20 protein-coding genes are annotated in these 18132 nt (G+C 27.9%); all 20 read right to left on the minus strand.

Annotation, left to right across the window (positions count from 1 at the left end):
* Nucleotides 1-325 precede the first annotated feature (325 nt).
* Nucleotides 326-979: a putative ABC transporter permease gene (locus JOC62_RS14140; protein ID WP_204595933.1), complete on the minus strand. Its 654-nt coding sequence runs from the start codon at nt 977-979 to the stop codon at nt 326-328.
* 535 nt (nt 980-1514) lie between these two features.
* A complete protein-coding gene (locus tag JOC62_RS14145) occupies nt 1515-1961 on the minus strand; it encodes a hypothetical protein (protein WP_204595934.1) in 447 nt (148 codons plus the stop codon).
* Between the two features lie 421 nt (nt 1962-2382).
* Nucleotides 2383-3213 (minus strand): sporulation transcription factor Spo0A, encoded by an 831-nt coding sequence (gene spo0A, locus JOC62_RS14150; protein WP_204595935.1) that lies wholly within the window; start codon nt 3211-3213, stop codon nt 2383-2385.
* Nucleotides 3214-3561: 348 nt separating this feature from the next.
* Entirely contained in the window at nt 3562-4749 is a 1188-nt protein-coding gene (gene spoIVB / locus JOC62_RS14155) for a SpoIVB peptidase (RefSeq protein WP_204595936.1), read from the minus strand.
* 158 nt (nt 4750-4907) lie between these two features.
* Nucleotides 4908-6599 carry a DNA repair protein RecN gene (gene recN, locus JOC62_RS14160; RefSeq protein WP_204595937.1) on the minus strand — a complete coding sequence of 564 codons (1692 nt, stop codon included), beginning with the start codon at nt 6597-6599 and terminating at the stop codon, nt 4908-4910.
* Between the two features lie 15 nt (nt 6600-6614).
* The gene (locus tag JOC62_RS14165) at nt 6615-7067 is read right to left on the minus strand and encodes an arginine repressor (protein WP_204595938.1); all 453 of its coding nucleotides are present in this window, start codon (nt 7065-7067) and stop codon (nt 6615-6617) included.
* Nucleotides 7068-7089: 22 nt separating this feature from the next.
* A complete protein-coding gene (locus tag JOC62_RS14170; RefSeq protein ID WP_204595939.1) occupies nt 7090-7917 on the minus strand; it encodes an NAD(+)/NADH kinase in 828 nt (275 codons plus the stop codon).
* Nucleotides 7918-7931: 14 nt separating this feature from the next.
* Nucleotides 7932-8741 carry a TlyA family RNA methyltransferase gene (locus JOC62_RS14175; protein ID WP_204595940.1) on the minus strand — a complete coding sequence of 270 codons (810 nt, stop codon included), beginning with the start codon at nt 8739-8741 and terminating at the stop codon, nt 7932-7934.
* Between the two features lie 2 nt (nt 8742-8743).
* Nucleotides 8744-10618: a 1-deoxy-D-xylulose-5-phosphate synthase gene (dxs, locus tag JOC62_RS14180; RefSeq protein WP_204595941.1), complete on the minus strand. Its 1875-nt coding sequence runs from the start codon at nt 10616-10618 to the stop codon at nt 8744-8746.
* An 18-nt stretch (nt 10619-10636) separates the two neighbouring features.
* Complete coding sequence (locus JOC62_RS14185; protein ID WP_204595942.1) at nt 10637-11506, minus strand: polyprenyl synthetase family protein; 870 nt, start codon at nt 11504-11506, stop codon at nt 10637-10639.
* Complete coding sequence (xseB, locus tag JOC62_RS14190) at nt 11496-11717, minus strand: exodeoxyribonuclease VII small subunit (RefSeq protein WP_204595943.1); 222 nt, start codon at nt 11715-11717, stop codon at nt 11496-11498. The genes JOC62_RS14185 and xseB overlap by 11 nt, the downstream gene beginning before the upstream one ends.
* Nucleotides 11718-11731: 14 nt before the next feature.
* Nucleotides 11732-12925 carry an exodeoxyribonuclease VII large subunit gene (xseA, locus tag JOC62_RS14195; RefSeq protein WP_204595944.1) on the minus strand — a complete coding sequence of 398 codons (1194 nt, stop codon included), beginning with the start codon at nt 12923-12925 and terminating at the stop codon, nt 11732-11734.
* Complete coding sequence (locus JOC62_RS14200) at nt 12915-13763, minus strand: tetrahydrofolate dehydrogenase/cyclohydrolase catalytic domain-containing protein (RefSeq protein WP_204595945.1); 849 nt, start codon at nt 13761-13763, stop codon at nt 12915-12917. Before JOC62_RS14200 ends, xseA begins: the two co-directional genes overlap by 11 nt.
* Nucleotides 13764-13774: 11 nt before the next feature.
* Nucleotides 13775-14179 (minus strand): transcription antitermination factor NusB, encoded by a 405-nt coding sequence (nusB, locus tag JOC62_RS14205; RefSeq protein ID WP_204595946.1) that lies wholly within the window; start codon nt 14177-14179, stop codon nt 13775-13777.
* 109 nt (nt 14180-14288) lie between these two features.
* Nucleotides 14289-14672, minus strand: a complete 384-nt coding sequence (locus tag JOC62_RS14210; protein WP_204595947.1) for an Asp23/Gls24 family envelope stress response protein — start codon at nt 14670-14672, stop codon at nt 14289-14291.
* An 85-nt stretch (nt 14673-14757) separates the two neighbouring features.
* Nucleotides 14758-15270, minus strand: a complete 513-nt coding sequence (locus tag JOC62_RS14215; RefSeq protein ID WP_204595948.1) for a SpoIIIAH-like family protein — start codon at nt 15268-15270, stop codon at nt 14758-14760.
* 38 nt (nt 15271-15308) lie between these two features.
* Nucleotides 15309-15923 carry a stage III sporulation protein AG gene (spoIIIAG, locus tag JOC62_RS14220; RefSeq protein ID WP_204595949.1) on the minus strand — a complete coding sequence of 205 codons (615 nt, stop codon included), beginning with the start codon at nt 15921-15923 and terminating at the stop codon, nt 15309-15311.
* A 13-nt stretch (nt 15924-15936) separates the two neighbouring features.
* Nucleotides 15937-16518: a stage III sporulation protein AF gene (gene spoIIIAF, locus JOC62_RS14225; RefSeq protein ID WP_204595950.1), complete on the minus strand. Its 582-nt coding sequence runs from the start codon at nt 16516-16518 to the stop codon at nt 15937-15939.
* Between the two features lie 5 nt (nt 16519-16523).
* Complete coding sequence (spoIIIAE, locus tag JOC62_RS14230) at nt 16524-17738, minus strand: stage III sporulation protein AE (RefSeq protein ID WP_204595951.1); 1215 nt, start codon at nt 17736-17738, stop codon at nt 16524-16526.
* A gap of 10 nt (nt 17739-17748) precedes the next feature.
* Nucleotides 17749-18132: a stage III sporulation protein AD gene (spoIIIAD, locus tag JOC62_RS14235; RefSeq protein ID WP_204595952.1), complete on the minus strand. Its 384-nt coding sequence runs from the start codon at nt 18130-18132 to the stop codon at nt 17749-17751.

An 18132-nucleotide genomic window follows, 5' to 3' on the forward strand; every position in this document is an offset into this window, starting at 1 on the left:
ATAAAAATATCATTTCCTAAATCATTTATTTCATTTCTTATAAATGTAGATATTTCTTTATCAAATCTCATTACCGTCTCCTTTTATTAAATAAATTTCATTCTATATCAATATTATATGACATATTTTACTATTTGTAAATATATGGTATTTATTTTTTCTTTTTTAATTATCATTTACGAGTATTTTATTTAAGATTTAAATATTTACTTTTAGTTTATTTTTTAATTTAATATACAATAAAAAAGCATCAGGAATTAACCTAATGCTTTTCATGAATTTTTATATTCTATTTATCCTCCATTGTATACATTTTTTTAATGACCTAACTTTTAGGTTTTGGGAAAATCATATTAGGATATACTTTTTTCATATATGAATTAGGATAATGTTCATCTAGAAATCTATCAATAACACTATCAGCTTTAACATGATTTATTCTCGCAACTTCTCTTCTTACAGCTAATGCAGACAAAGTAATATTAGGTATCATAATTATTAAAAATATGTATGTCCAAACTTTTATAGATTTATTAGAAAAATGCGCCATAAGCTTGTTAAATAAAGGATATATCTCTTTTATAAAATACACACCCAATATTCCCCAAAATACACAATACTCAACACTTGTTCTTCCATTAATACTAAGAGCATTACTCGTATAATCCCAAGATATTGTACCTACTAATTTCTGTTGTCCCCATGAGCATGCATATTCAAATATTCCACCCAAAATAGCACTTATAAGAAATATTATTAATCCACTAAATTTAGCAAATCTATATAATGCTATAGTAAGAAGAACACATCCTATACCATATACGGGACTAAACGGTCCATATAATAACCCTTGCCTACTTTCAAAATAACCATTTCTAATATAGCACCAAAGCATTTCTACTGCATATCCTAAGACAGATCCTACCATAAAAAGCCAGATTAATTTATAGAAATTTATTTCATTTTTTAAATTAAACATATAATCTCCTTTTAATCATAATATAACTTTAATACTTAAAATGATATCATCATATTAAGTATTAATATGGAAAATCCTTTTAAATTTCTTTAAACTTTCCTACATTTGATATATATTATGAGAGTGTATTTACTTAATATAATATCAAGCTAAAATGTAATTTATTACATAGTTAAATAAATCTATGATTCTTGTTATTTAAAAATATACTCTAATAGGTTTATTTAATACTTATATATAAAATCTGAGCCCTAAGTATTATAATTGCTTAAGTATCTTTTATTTTGTTTCTGTTAAAATTAAAAGCTTATGCACTAACTTTTTGTTCAAACATATAATCATTTACGAGTATATTATTTAAGATTAACTTTAATTTATTGATTATGCTTTCCATACAATTTCCTCCTACCCAAAAAGACTAGATATTTCTATCTAGAATATCATAAAGAATCCGTTCTCATTATTTAATCCATGATAAATAAAAATAAATTCTTTCACAAAAAAAGAGTAGTAAATTACTACTTCTCAGCATATATTATTCACCATAATTATATAATCTAATACTATTTGCTAACTCTTCATCAATTTTTTTCTGATTAATTAACTCATTAATTCTTCTAACAAAATCTTCATTTTCATCTTTAAAACTAAGATCAAGTCTTGTTATCTCACCTTTTAATTTGCATTTGATTAAAATATAATGTCTAGTTCTCTTTTCTTTTTTCTTTAGTGATGATGCTAATTTTATAAATGCTATTACTTTACTAAGTGATATAAGTTCAAATAATTCCGTTTCTGTTTTTACTCTACAATATTCGATATCCTTTATAAATATATCTTCTCCATACACTCTAACCCTATCTTCAAATAAATATACACTTCCCCCAGCAATAAATCCTAAGTCTTTAACACCTCCATAATGGTCAACATTATTATAATAGTTAATAAAGTTTAACCCTTGATTTTTATACTCTCTTTTCATTTTTCTATAATTCCGATTCCCGAATATACCTATAAATATAATTAAAAAAATAAGTACTGATAAATATATACTAATAACTATTCCTCCTTTGTTTAAAAATTATAGTTTTATATTATACATCTAATTATAAATATAAGCAAATTATTCCACTAAAAAATCTACTAGCTCTACACCTATATTAAACTTAATTGATTCCTCAAGAGATACATTCCTAACAAAATCTCACATTTCTAAATTACTTACTTTCTTTATTCTTGTCATAAAAAAATATCTTCTATCTATAGAGCTTTGTAACTTCATAAATAAAAGATATTTTAAAACTTTTTAATATTCACTTTATTATTATAAATAACGTTTTTTTATAATTATTTTTACAATGCTTATTGCCATAGTATTTTAAACTTTGGCTCAACTACAACATTTATGATACCTTATTTTTTAATCTTAATTTATCTGCAATAATTGCTATAAACTCTGAGTTAGTTGGTTTACCCTTATCATTATGAACAGTATATCCAAACAACTTATTAATAGCGTCTATTTGTCCTCTACCCCAAGCAACTTCTATAGCATGTCTTATTGCTCTTTCTACTCTTGATGCAGTAGTATTATATTTTTTAGCTATAGATGGATATAATTCCTTAGTAACTGCTGATAATAATTCCATATCATTCACTACCATTGTTATTGCTTCTCTTAAATACATATATCCTTTTATGTGAGCTGGAACTCCTATTTCATGTATTATACTTGTAATTTCAGTTTCTAAATCAACTGGTTCATTGTGTGATATTGATGTATTATGAGAAATCATATCATTATTTTGAGAATTTATAGTTTGTCTATTTACTGTATTTACTCTAGGTGCACCAGTATTAAACATTTCTCTTATTCTTTTTGTAAATATGTCCATATCAAATGGTTTTACAACATAATAATCTGCTCCTAATGTAATTGCTTGTTGAGTTATTTTATCTTGACCAACAGCAGATAGGACAATAACTCTTGGCATCTTATCCAAATTCATATTATTTAATTTTTCTAATACTCCTAATCCATCTAGATGAGGCATAATGATATCTAGTACTACTAAATCTGGTTTTTTAGCTTCTATTAGACTTAGAGCCTCCCTTCCATCTTTTGCTATACCAGTTACTATAATATCTTTCTGATTTAATAGATAATCATTCAAAATACTACAAAACTCTTTATTATCATCAGCTATAAGTACAGATATTTTTGAATCTTCCATGTTTTTCTCCCCTTTATCCATTTTATATTGTACAACTATATCTACCCACAAAACTTTGTATGTTATCTCAAAGAAGGTTAATTTTCCCTTACTTTATAAGTATTCGACATTTATTTGGAAAATCCTTTTATAAGATAACACTTAATTTTATAATAGAAATAATTTATATATTTTTATTTTAACGGCAAGTTTCACCTTCCACTATTTGTAAATTATACACTATTTATAGTAATTCGTCTATAGTTTTTAGTAATTTTTTCCATTTTCTTTGCTTTTTATATTATTTCATACCTTTATATCTATAATTAAAAAAGGTAAGACAAATTGTGCCTTACCTTTTAAACTATATTATTTAATAATCCCTGCATCTTCTAACATCCAATCTATATATATTCCATATCCAACATCTGGTTTATTTATAAGAACATGTGTTACTGCTCCTATTATTTTTCCATTTTGTATAATAGGACTACCACTCATGCCTTGAATAATACCACCTGTCTTTTGTAAAAGTTCCTCATCAGTAACCTTTATAATCATACTTTTTGGACTTGGAGTTTCCTGATTTAACTTTTTTACAATTTCTACATCATATTCTTTTGGACCAGTTTCATCTATTGTAGTTATAATCTTAGCTTTACCAACTTCAATTTCATCCCTAAAACCAACTGAAAGTGGAGTCACAGTTTTTTCTTGCAAATAATCATTTTTCTTTGATCCAAATATTCCACATTGAGTATTTTTTTGAATACTTCCTATTGGAGTATCTTCATTTGTAAAAATACCTTTTAGTTCTCCTGGCGCTCCTTTTTCTCCTTTTCTTAAGCTAATTACAGATGCCTCTAATAATTCCCCAGATTTTACAGTAAATTTAGTATTTGTGTCTCCATCTGTAATTGGATGTCCTAATGCTCCAAATTTCCCTGTTTCTTCATGATAAAATGTTAAAGTACCAACTCCCGCTGTAGAGTCTCTTATCCAGAGTCCTAGCTTATATTCATCTTTTTCTTTTTTCATGTTAATTGATTTCTTTATATCTTTTCCATCTCTATTTATAACTAAGTCTATTTTATCTTTTTTTGAATTTCTTACTATATTCATTACTTCCTTAGTAGTATACACTTTTTTACCATTAATTTCAGTAATTAAATCACCAAGTTCTATTCCAGATGTTTTACATGGGCTTTCACTTTTTTGATCACCTATCATTATATCTGAAAATCCTACAACTAATACTCCATTAGATGATAATCTTACACCAACACTAGTTCCGCCAGGATATAATTTTAAATCTTTTATATTTTGTACAGAAACAGACTTAAGAGGAATTAATCCCATGAAGCTTATATCTACAGTATCACCATTATAAGTTAAACGATTTAAGGGGCTAATGTCATCAAATATAGAAGTTGTTTCTATTTCATTACTTGTGTATACCTTATCTGGCATATCTTTAATAGTAAAAATTGTTGTTAATACCAATATAGTTATCAAGGTCATTAAGAAACTTATAGATTTTATTATTTTCCTTTTCATCTCTTCTCCTCCTTTGCCTCTGTTCTTAAGTTACCCTGAAGACATGCCATATATTCTGTATTAACTTTACTATAATAGACAAATTTTTTTAAAACAAAAAAATAAAACCACAGAGTTACCGTGATTTTATTTTTTCCTTTTATCCTCTCAGATATGTATTATATTGCTTTTAATTCTGTTTTTTTTGTATTTGAGTTTTCAAACATCTCTCTTACATTTTCCAATGTTGCATTAGTTACACTATCTCCACCTAACATTGTAGCTACTTGATATATTTTTTCATCAATTGATAATAATCTTATCTTTGTAAATGTCTTCTCATTTTTAACTTCTTTAGACACAAAATAATGATGATCAGATAATATAGCTATTTGAGGTAAATGTGTTATACATAAAACTTGATGATTCTTAGATACTTGATACATCTTTTCTCCAACTCTTTGTCCGACTTGCCCACTAATACCAGTATCTATTTCATCAAAAATTAATGTTGGAATATCATCTTTATCCGCAAAAACACATTTTAGTGCAAGCATTATTCTAGATAATTCTCCACCTGATAAAACTTTTTCAAGCGATTTTAGTGGTTCTCCTGGATTTGTTGAAATCATGAATGTAACGTCATCAAAACCTTTTTCATTAAAGTCATCTTGTTGTTCTATCAGTATGTTCATTCTTGATTTATCTAATCCAACATAAGATAATTCTAATAAAATCCTATCTTCAAGTTCCTTACTATAAGATTTTCTAATAGAAGAAATTTTTTCACCAACTTTTTTCATTTTAGCAAAAATTTCTTTTTCTTTTTCTTCAAGTTCTTTAATTATTTCTTCAGCATGCACTAATTCTTCATATTGTTTTTTCAAATCATTATAATTAGATATAACTAGTTCAACTGATCCACCATATTTCTTCTTATAGCTATTTATAGTAAATAATCTTTCATTTATTCTTGCCAGTTCCTCTTCATCATAATGTATATCATCAGACATATCTCTAAGTTCTCTTGATGCTTCTTCTATATTATAAAAAGCTTCTTCTATAACTTCTCTTTTTCCTTTTATTTTTAAAAAATGCTCCTCAACAGAAGTTAACTCTGATATTACTTTTGAAAGAGAATCAAGTACACTTGAAGATTCCATACCATTTAAAAAATTATAGCTATTACTAATTGCAAGAGTTATTTTTTCTGCATTAGATAGAATATTATATTCGTCTTTTAAGTCTTCTTCTTCACCTATTTTCAATTTACCTTTTTCAATATCTTCAATCTGAAATTTAATATAATCTACTAATTTATCTCTATCTTTATTTCCATTGATATTTTTTATCTTTTCTCTGGTTTTTAATAGCTCTTCTCTTAAAATTAAAAATTTATCTAATTCATTTTCTATTTTTTCACCAATATAACTATCTAAATAATTAACATGACTACTTTTTTGAAGTAAACTCTGATTTTGATGTTGTCCATGAATATCCAAAAGTTTTTCTCTTATTCTTTTTAATTGACTTACAATTATACTTTTACCATTTACTTTTATGATACTTTTCCCACTTAATAATGTTTCCCTTGATATTATTAATGTATCATCAAATTCTATTTCTAATTCATTTAATACATCAAAAAGTTTACTATCTTTAATATCAAATATAGCTTCAACCCGAGTTCTACTTTCCCCTGTTCTAATTAAATCTTTTGAAAACTTCCCGCCAAGCACGTAATCTATTGCATCTATTAAAATTGACTTACCTGCCCCAGTTTCTCCAGATAGTATATTAAATCCTTCACATAAATCTATTGATATTTCTTCAATAAGCGCAAAATTTTTAATATTTAATTGTATTAACATCTATACCACCTATAATTACTCATTAATTCTACTTTGTATACTAGTTACAAGGTCTTCTGCCCCTTCAAGACTTCTAACTAAAATAAATATTGTATTATCACCTGCAACAGTACCTGCTATATCTTCGAATCCTAAGCTATCAATTGCTTCAGCTGCCGCAGATGCTCCACCTGTAAAAGTTTTTACAACTACCATCTTATCTACATTCTCAACATGCACAACAGCATTTGTTAATATATTTGCAAGTTTGTCAATAATATTTGATGACTCTTTTGTCGGAACAACATACTTATATTTTCCTGCAACTGACTGCATCTTTAATAGTTTTAAATTTTTAATGTCTCTTGAAACAGTTGCTTGAGTAACATCAAATCCAGATTTTTTTAACTCTTCTGCAAGCTCTTCTTGAGTTTCTATATCTTTCTCTTTAATAATTTCTAATATTTTTTCATGTCTTTTTGATTTCAATGTACCTCACCATCTCATTCTATTATTTATTTAAAATTTTTGTTCTTAATACTTCAAAATAGTCATAATCATCAAATTGTATTAGCTTTGCTTCCCTCTCAGCTCTACTTATTTTAATTATAGCCTTCTTGTCTACTTCATATACTTTTTGACCATCAACAGTTAGATAAAGCTCTTCCTCTTCATGGAATGTTTTAATTGTTATTTTACTATCTCCTCTAAGAACCATAGTTTGCATACTTTTTGTATGGGGACAAATAGGTGTTATTAATATAACATCTAAGTCTGGATATATAAATGGTCCACCTGCTGAAAATGAATATGCTGTAGAACCAGTAGGTGTTGCAATAATAAGACCATCACCTTTGAAGGAACTGTAATATTTTCCATCAACATATATATTAAACTTAGTCATTCTTGATAACGTACCCCTTGCAATTACAATGTCATTTAATGCTATTTGTTCATCATTTTTAACATCATTTATCTTACATTTTAAAAGCATTCTTTCTTCTACCTTAAAAAGATCATTTTTAAGTTTAAATATAGCTTTATCTATCTCTGATATATCAATACTACTTAAAAATCCAAGATTACCAATATTTATTCCGAGTAGTGGTATATCCATTTTATTAGATATCTTTCTTGCAACACCAAGTAATGTTCCATCTCCACCTAGCACAATAAGTAATTCTATATTTTTTGAAAGATCACTGCATTTAATTTCATATGTATTGAATATATCTATTTTTACTTTATCAAATGCTTTATTTAATTTTTCAATAACTAAATTTACAATAATTCCTTCGCAATCCTTAGATGGATTTATTGCAATACCTATATGTCTCATAAATATCCCGCCTTTTATATTTCTGAATGTGAAGCAGATACTACATTTCCTATATCTTCCATCTTAAAGTTGCTAACTTTTTCTTTATTCTTAGTAAAGTATACTAAATACTCTATATTTCCTTCTGGTCCTTTTATAGGTGAGTAACTAACCCCCAATATATTTAAATCATGCTCTAATAGATAGTTTACTATGGAGTTTACTACTTCTTTATGAGTGCTTTCTTCACGAACTACTCCCTTTTTACCTACCTTTTCTCTTCCAGCTTCAAATTGAGGTTTAATTAAAGCTACAACTTCACCATCATCTTTTAAAAGATTTATAGTAGCTGGCATAATTGTTTTTAATGATATAAATGAAACATCTATTGATGCAAAGTCAAGCTTTTCTCCTATATCTTCTGGAGTTACGTATCTAATATTAGTACGCTCCATACAAACGACTCTTTCATCAGTTCTAAGTTTCCATGCAAATTGCCCATATCCAACATCAACTGAAAATACTTTTCTAGCACCGTTTTGAAGCATACAATCTGTAAATCCACCTGTAGATGCTCCTATGTCCATACAAACTTTGCCATCTAGAACTAAAGGAAATTCCTTCATGGCTTTTTCAAGCTTAAGTCCGCCTCTACTTACATAGGGTATAGTGTCACCTTTAAATTCAATATTCGAAGTTACACTAACTTTTGCTCCTGCTTTATCAACTCTTTGTCCATCTACAAATACTTTTCCAGCCATTATATTTGTTTTAGCTCTTTCTCTTGATGAAATTATCCCTCTATCTACTAATAATACATCAAGTCTCTCTTTCTTATCTGCCATTTTTATCTCCTTGTTTTTAACAATTTTAATACTTCATCTCTTATTCCCTTTGGATCTAAATTCCACTCACTGTAAAGAATTGTAGTATCACCTTGTTCAACGAACTCATCATTATAACCTAATGCCTTAAAAGTCCCTTCAAATCCATAATTATTAAGTGATAGTAATATATTAGATCCTAATCCACCTTTAATTACATTATCTTCTACTGTTATTATATCATATCCTTCATTAGATAATTTCTTAATTATTCCTTCATCAAGTGGTTTTATAAATGTTGCATTAATTAACTTAGGATATATTCCTTCTTTATTTAAAAGTTCTTTTGCTAACATAGAATGTTGAGTCATTCTTCCAGTTGAAATTATTGCACATTTAGAACCTTTTCCCTCATCTAGAACTTCCCATTTTGCAAACTCAATTTTTTCTAATGCTTTAAGTTCTGGTATTATATCTCCACCTCTTGGGTATCGTATAGCTATTGGTCTTTCTTGTTTTAAAGCCCAAGCTAAAAGTGGTTCTATTTCATCCAAACACTTAGGTGTAACTATTGTTATATTAGGTATAATGGAAAGATATGATATATCAAATATACCTTGATGTGTTTCTCCATCTTCACCTACTAGTCCCGCTCTATCTATAGCAAATACTACCGGAAGGTTTTGAATACATACATCATGTAAAACCTGATCAAAAGCTCTTTGGAGAAATGTTGAATACACTGCAAATACTGGTCTTAATCCAGAACATGCCATTCCCGCTGATAAAGTCACAGCATGTTGCTCTGCTATTCCTACATCAAAGAATCTTTTAGGATACTTTTCCATAAAACCTTTTAATCCGGTTCCATCTGGCATAGCAGCTGTTATAGCCACAATATTTTCATCTTTTTCTGCTAATTTCATTAGTGCATTACCAAAAACTTTAGAATAATTACATCTTGCAGTATTTATAGGTTCTCCATTTTCTAAATTAAAAGGGGAAACTCCATGATATTTATCAGGACTTTTCTCAGCAAGTTCATATCCCTTACCTTTTTGAGTTACAACATGAATTATTACAGGTTCATCTATATTCTTTGCTTTAGATAATACATTCTTCATAGCTTCTATATTGTGTCCATCTATAGGCCCTAAATATTTAAGTCCCATATCTTCAAATAGCATAGATGGCACTACTAATTGCTTTATACTATCCTTTATTTTACTTAATTTTTTTGCAATACGTTTACCAGCTGAACTGTTATTTAATTTATTGTTTATTCCTTTTTTAAACTTATTATATTCAGGTTCCATTCTTACTTTATTTAGATAAGATGATAACCCTCCAACATTAGTTGATATTGACATTTGATTATCATTTAAAATTACAATCATTTTTGTCTTTTTAAAGCCTAAATCATTTAATGCCTCAAGAGCCATTCCTCCAGTTAAAGCTCCATCTCCAATAACAGCTACTACATTATTATCTTCATTTTTTAAATCTCTAGCTCTAGCAAATCCTAATGCCGCTGATATAGATGTACTGCTATGTCCAGTGTCAAAAAAGTCATAAACACTTTCATTTCTCTTTGGAAATCCACTCATTCCATTATGCTTTCTAAGCTCTTTAAATCTATCTTTTCTACCAGTTAATATCTTATGAATGTAAGTTTGATGTCCAACATCCCATATTATTTTATCTTTATCTAAATTAAACTCACTAAATAGACTAAGTGTTAATTCAACAACTCCAAGATTAGATGCAAGATGTCCTCCTGTTTTAGACACTGAATCTATTAAAAAATCTCTTATTTCATTTGATAATTCATACATTTCAGGTGTAGTCAAAACTCTTACGTCCGCAGGAGATTTTATTTCACTTAAAATATCCTTCATACTATCCCAACCCTCTTTTTAAAATTCCCTTATTAAAAGGTTTTTTGTTAATTCTATTAAATTATCGCTATTCACCGTTAAACTTCTTAATAATTCAATACAATCCTCTGTAAGTTCTCTGCACAAATTCTCACACTTATCTATTCCATATACAGAAACAAAATTTGTTTTGTCTTTTACTTCATCTGCATGAGTCTTTTTACCTAGTTTTTCTTCATTTCCAATAACATCTAATAAATCATCTTTTATTTGAAATACAAGACCTAATTTTTCTCCAAAACTATTTAGTTTATCTAGATCATCCTTAGGTGCTTCTCCAAGCAAAGCGCCAGATACTATTGAAGCTCTTATAAGTTCTCCAGTCTTTTTAAGATGCATATATTTTAGTTCATCAACTGGTATAGTTCTTCCTTCACTTATAATATCAACAACTTGACCTCCAATCATACCTTCTGATCCTGATGCCCTTGCAAGTTCAATTGATGCATCTAGTGCATAAATTCCATTTTCTTTTGCACTTTCCATAAGTAAAATCATAGCTTCATTTAAAAGAGCATCTCCTGCAAGTACCGCTATATTTTCACCATATACTTTATGATTCGTAGGTTTCCCTCTTCTTAAATCATCATCATCCATACAAGGAAGATCATCATGTATTAAGGAGTATGTGTGTATCATCTCTATAGCACTTGCCATTTTCAATGCTTTTTCCCAATCTTTTTTATAAGCATTGTATGTAAGTATTGCTAATATAGGTCTTACTCTCTTACCACCTACATTTAAACTATAACTTTCCGCATCATATATTAATTTATTATAACCATCTTTTCCACAAAAGTAATTTTGTAGATATAAGTCTATTTTATATTTTAAATCATTAATATTCATTGCTATTCTCAAGCTCCACTTCTTCATTATCTTCTACTATAGATATTTTGCCCTCATATTCATTTAAAGTTTTGTAAAGTTTATTTACTAGCTTAGTTCCTTTTTCATATTCTTTCATAGCTTCATCTAAGCTTAACTCATTTTTTTCAAGACTATCTAAAATATCTTTTAAATTTTGAAGCATATCTTCATAACTAACTTTTTTTGCCATATTTCTCTCCTTTTTTAATTAGGCTTAAATTGTCCTTTTATACTACCATCTCTAAATAATATCTCTATATCTCTATCTTTAATCAATTCATCTTTACTTTTTAAGATTAAATCACCACTCTTAACAACTGTATATCCTTTATTTAAGATTGTTAAAGGATTATTTGCTATTAACAGTGAATTTAACTCTTGTAATTTATTATTTTCTTTATCTAATCTATTCTTAATAACTTTTTCTAAGTTCTTTTTTATTGAATCTAATTCTAAGTAACTATTACTTATTTTTGAAATAGGTGAATTTAATAATAATATTCTTTCTAAAGAACTTATGTTACTTTTTTCTAATCCTATTATACTATCAATATTTTTATTTAGTAAAGTTCTAATACTTAATAGTTCATTTGTCATTTCACTTTTATTATTTACAGCCATTTCTGCTGCTTGTGATGGAGTAGCTGCTCTTAAATCTGCAACAAAGTCTGAAATAGTATAATCAACTTCATGACCTACAGCAGATATTATAGGAATTTTAGATTTAAATATTGAATAAGCCAATTCTTCCTCATTAAAATTCCAAAGCTCTTCAATAGAACCTCCACCTCTTCCAATTATTATAACATCAACTGATTTTTTTATATTAAAGTATTTAATGCCTTCAATTACTGTCTTATATCCACCTTCACCTTGTACCTTAGCTGGGTATAATACAATATCAACTGATGAGTTTCTTCTTCTGGAAACATTTAATATATCATGTATAGCTGCACCTGTTTTCGCAGTTATAACACCTATTCTCTTTGGGTTGTCTGGTATATTTTTTTTGTATTTCTCATCAAAGATTCCTTCTTTTAGAAGTTTCTCTTTTAGTCTCTCAAATTTAATATGGAGTTCTCCAATTCCACTTTGTTCAATTTCTCTACAATATAATTGAAGACTTCCACTAGCTGGATATAAAGAAGCTCTTGCTTTAACAATTACCTCCATCCCCTCTTTTAATCTGAACTCTAAGTTTAAAGTATCTCCTTTAAACATAATACAATTTATTTTCCCATTATCATCTTTTAAAGAAAAATATATATGGCCACTTGAATGATACTTTAAATTAGAAATCTCTCCTTTTACAGAGAGATTATTTAATATGAAGTCATTATCTATAATTTTTTTTATATAATTATTAACCTCTGAAACATTTAATATTTTAATTCTCATTTTTCTTAATTGCCTCACAAACATTATTAATTAAAAGTGTAGTTGTAAGTGCTCCTACTCCACCTGGGACTGGAGTTATTAAAGATGCTTTTTCTAAAACATCATCAAAATCAACATCACCAGTTATTTTCCCTTCAAATGATGAAGTACCAACGTCAATTACCACTGCACCTTCTTTTATATATTCAGATGTAATAAATTTTGGACTTCCAATAGCAACAACTAATATATCAGCTCTTTTACAAACTTTTTCTAAATCCTTAGTTCTTGAATGGCATATTGTAACTGTTGCATTTTCATTTAAAAGCATTTGAAAAACAGTTTTTCCAACTATATTACTTCTTCCTAGAATAACCACCTCTTTACCTTCTAAAGCAACGTTATATTTTTTTAATAATGTTACTACTGAATTAGGTGTACAAGGCATAAATGTATCTTCTGCAAGATATAATTTACCAACACTTTCATATGTTAAGCAATCAATGTCTTTCTTTGGAGATATAACATTAAGCACTCTTTTTTCATTAATATGTTTTGGTAATGGTAATTGAAGCATTATCCCATGAACATTCTCATCATTGTTTAGGCTATCAATTAATGAAACAAGCTCCTCTTCCATTATAGTGCTATCTAACATAATCTTATCAAATAAAACTCCAAGAGAAGTTGCTACCTTCTCTTGTGAATTTAAATAGTATATTGATCCACCATCATCACCAACTAATATAGATGCAATTTTAGGAACTATCTGCCCATTTTCTTTTCTATATTCTATAAAATTCTTTATGTTTTCTTTAATGTTTTTTGAAACCTCTCTACCATCAATAATCTTATCCAAGATAAATCCCCCTATTTATTCTTATATATCTTATCTAAAACTCCATTAACAAATGAAACTGACTTTTCATCTGAATATCTCTTTGTTATTTCTAATGCTTCATTTATAGCAACCTTTTCAGGTACATCATTTACATAATTCATTTCATAAACTGCAAGTCTTAGTATTGCAAGATTTACTTTTGATATTCTTTCTATTTTCCACTTTTGTAAATTTTCTTTTATTAAATTATCTATTGAATCTTTATTTTCTTCTACACCTTTTAAAACTTCTTTTATGTACTCTAAATCTACTTCTTTTATATTGCCTTCATAATTTTCAACAAATGTTTCCATCGCCTCGTTATATGATTCCTTTGTTAACATTGTGCTAAATATTAATTCCATTGCTTTCTCTCTTGATACTTTTCTACTCATCTTTTCCTCCTAATGATTCCTCTTCTAATCTTATTATAGACTTATTCTAATAGTGTTAAACATTATATATTCAAGCAAGGAAACACCCTCTGAATATCAGAGGGTGAAACTACATTTCCTTTGATTCTTTTTCTGAACTCTTTGGTAGATATATGTTCTGAACATACACATCTACACTACTTACAACTAATCCTGTCATAGCTTCTACAGTCTTCTTAACATTTTCTTGAACTGCACCTATAACATCTAGTATTTTCACACCATACTCTACAGTAACTGCCATCTCAATTCTTGCTCTATCTTCTTCTAAAGTAACCTTTACAGCCTTACCTGATGACTTCTTACCTTTAAGTAGCTGTGATATGTTGTTTGTAACTCCATGTTGGAATTCCATAACTCCATCAATTTCTTCTGCTGCAATACCAGCAATAACTGATACAACTTCATCTGAAATCTTTACGATTCCAATGTTTTCATTATTGAAGTTTTCCATTCACTTCGACCTCCTAGGCTTCGCACTTTGCGAAACTATTATCTTATGCTTATTATATCAAATATGATTTTACATTACAATGCATTTATTTTTTTACTTCTATTGAGATATCGTTTATATTTGCAACATCTTGCACTATTTCTTGTATTTGTAAACTCATTTTTTCATCAATACCATCAGTCTTTACAAACACCTTCGCTTTACTACCATCAATAGTACATAATACATCCTTTACCCCTTTATTCTTTATGTTAATTTCAACTCTATTTTCATTATCCTTTTGCTTAGTCTTTTCTAAAAGTTGTTTTTGAGCACTAGCTTTTTGATCTTTTGAGGTATTCTTATCCTCAATTATTGCTTTTAAGTTTGTAATTGTTTCAGCATCGCTTGTTTCTTTTTCTGTTCTAGAATCATAGAAGAAATCCTTTTGAGCCACTGTTTCTTTATCTTTATCCTTTTCTTCTTCATTTGCTGAAAGTACCTGACTTAAATCAGTTGGATCATTTAGTCCACCTTCATTAAGCTTCGTCGCTAGAAGACCAACACATATTATTAGTCCTAGCAAAGTGAAAATAATACCAAATTGTTTTTTATTCATTTTATTCTCCTCCCATCCTTTACCTATTGAATTATATGCTAACTATTCATGGAATATACATTAACTTTATCTATAGAAAGGTCATATAAATTTGATACAACTTTTTGGATTTCATATTTTGTTTTACTATTTTCCGCTCCTTCTGCCACAACAAAAACACTTATTACTTTTGGCTTATATGTTTGAAGTATAAAAGGCTCATTACCCTGGTCTTTGGTTGTCATAACAACTTTTGAACCGTCATTTTTTTGTTCATTTACACGCTTTCCTCCTTCACTATCTGTTTCTTCTGTAACTGAGGTTTGCGTATCTTCATCATATGCCGGAACTTTCTTCTCTCCACTTTCAAAAGAAATCATTACATCCACACTTCCAACGCCATCCATTTTTTTTAATATTGTTGTTAATTGTTCCTTTTGCTCTCTTTCATATTCATCTTTTACACTACTTTCAGTCGCGTTATTATTTAAACCTTCACTTTCTAATCCACTTGATGTTGCAGTCTCTTGGTTACTATATTTTTCTTTAGAAGGTTTTAGCACATTTAATGCTAAAAGTAAAAATGCAATAATAACAATAATAATAATTAACCTGTTTATATTCTTATTTTTCAAAAAATCATCTATGATTTTTTTAATCTTTTTTCCATCCACTCTACCATCTCCTTTACTTCATTTTATATATGTTAATTTTCCCTTCATCAATATCTAATTCTTTTGAAATAAACTTAACTACTTCTTTATATTTAACATTTTCTATCTTTTCTTTATTCTCTTCCTTAGGCTTTATATCTACTTTATCTATCTTATCTATTTTTTGAATATTTTTATCTTTAACTCTTATATCTAGCCTATTTATTGTAAAATCAGTCTTATTAAAATCAACTTCACAATCCACTTCACATTTAAACTCTAAATCTTTAAATTCTTTTTTTAATATATTTTCACAATTTTTATTAAAATTTTTTTTAAAGCTTTCATTTTTGACCTTTGATAGTTCGTCATCATTCTTTTCTATTTTTTTATTAGTATTATATTCACCATCATAGGAACTAATTGCATCTTTTAACTCTTCTTCACCATTTAAAATTATTGTTAAGATAGGATTTAAAATAACTGCTATAAGTATTAACCCTAAAACAAACTTCAAATATTTCTTCATATTGTTATCTGGTGCAATTAATTCAACAGCAGCAATAAATATTAATGTTGTAACTAGTGTTATTACAAAATTATTTAACAATTCCAAATTCCTTATCCTCCTACTACAAATTTACCCGCTGATGCCATAATTCCTAATAAAATAAAGAACATAAAACTTATACTTATTACACATGAGAGTAATAGTATAAGGGCATCTCCAACTGCTGCTATAGATGAAGTTATTCTTTTATCACTTATAGGTTCAACTAATGCTGCAGATAACTTATATATAAATGACATAAGAACTAGTTTTATTATTGGATATAAAAGTACTAATACAATTACAATAAGCCCTACACCTGTTATTGCATTTTTAATTATTAAAGAATAGCCTGCAACTGAGGTTATAGCATCTGAGAATGTTTTTCCAACTATAGGAATGAAATTATCAACTGCAAACTTAGTAGTTTTAAGTGCAACTGCATCCATTGTATCTGCTGTAATCCCTCTTATAGTTAAAGTTGCAATAAATACAGTTATGATTATTCCTTGAGACCACATTATTATTTGTTTTACTAGCTTACACAAATTATCTATCTTATGCTCAGTTGATATATTATTTGCAAATTCCATTACAAAGCCTATTAATATTAAAGGTATTATTATAGAAATATATATTCTAGGTATCATTGTAACAGCGACTAAAATTATTGGATCTAATGTAGCCGCTTGTACAAATCCTCCAGCTAAAGCAATCATTGTAACTAAGATAGGCAATAATGCTGCCATAAAGTTTGCAATTTCATTAATAGCATCTGTTGCAACTGCTATTGATATCATGAAACTTTTTGAAAGTATCATAACTAATATTGAGTAACATGCAAAAAAAGCAATTTGCGATATATTTTCATTTTTAAAAGCATCCTGTAAGTTTTTAAGTAACGAACATAATATAGCTATGACTATAACTGATATAACAAGTTTCAGAACACTTCTAACTTCTCTAAATAATAAACTTATTATAGCTTTAAAAACTACTGAAAAACTTAAATTACCATGTCCTTCTTCAATATATGACTTTACATATTCAATAGGATCAAGCTCATTTACTAACTCAACATCTGTTTTCATCTTATTTATATATTCATATAAATTATTAAGCCCTTCCTTAGTTTCGCCATCTAAGACCTCTTCCTTATTAATTTCTACTGTTTTATTTTCAGCCTTTGCAACACTTCCTCCAGAAAATGATGTTATTATTGGAATAATTGAAAATATTATTGTAAGAATAGTTATAATTACTGTCTTTTTAAATTTTATCTTCATAAATACTCACCTACAAGATCTTTAAAATAGAGTCTAATACCGCCATAAGTATTGGTATCGCAAGTGCTAAGATCATAATCTTTCCTGCAAACTCTACTTTAGAACCTATTGTTGATGCACCTGCATCTTTGCATACCTCTGCCGCAAAAGATGCCAAATATGCAATAGCAAGTATTTTCATTATTATTCCAATATAAACCATATCAATTCCAGCTCTATTTGCAATATCTCTTAAGAATGAAATTATATTCTGAAGCTCACCTAACATAAAAACAAAAATCATTACTCCTGCTGCAAGACAAACTAAAACAGCTAAATCGCTTCTTCTATCTTTAAATAACAGATAAATAAACAATGCAATTAGTGCAAAGGAAACTACTTTTAAAATAACCAT

Origin of the sequence: Clostridium sardiniense, from assembly GCF_016907995.1 — a bacterium.
Classification (GTDB): domain Bacteria; phylum Bacillota; class Clostridia; order Clostridiales; family Clostridiaceae; genus Clostridium; species Clostridium sardiniense.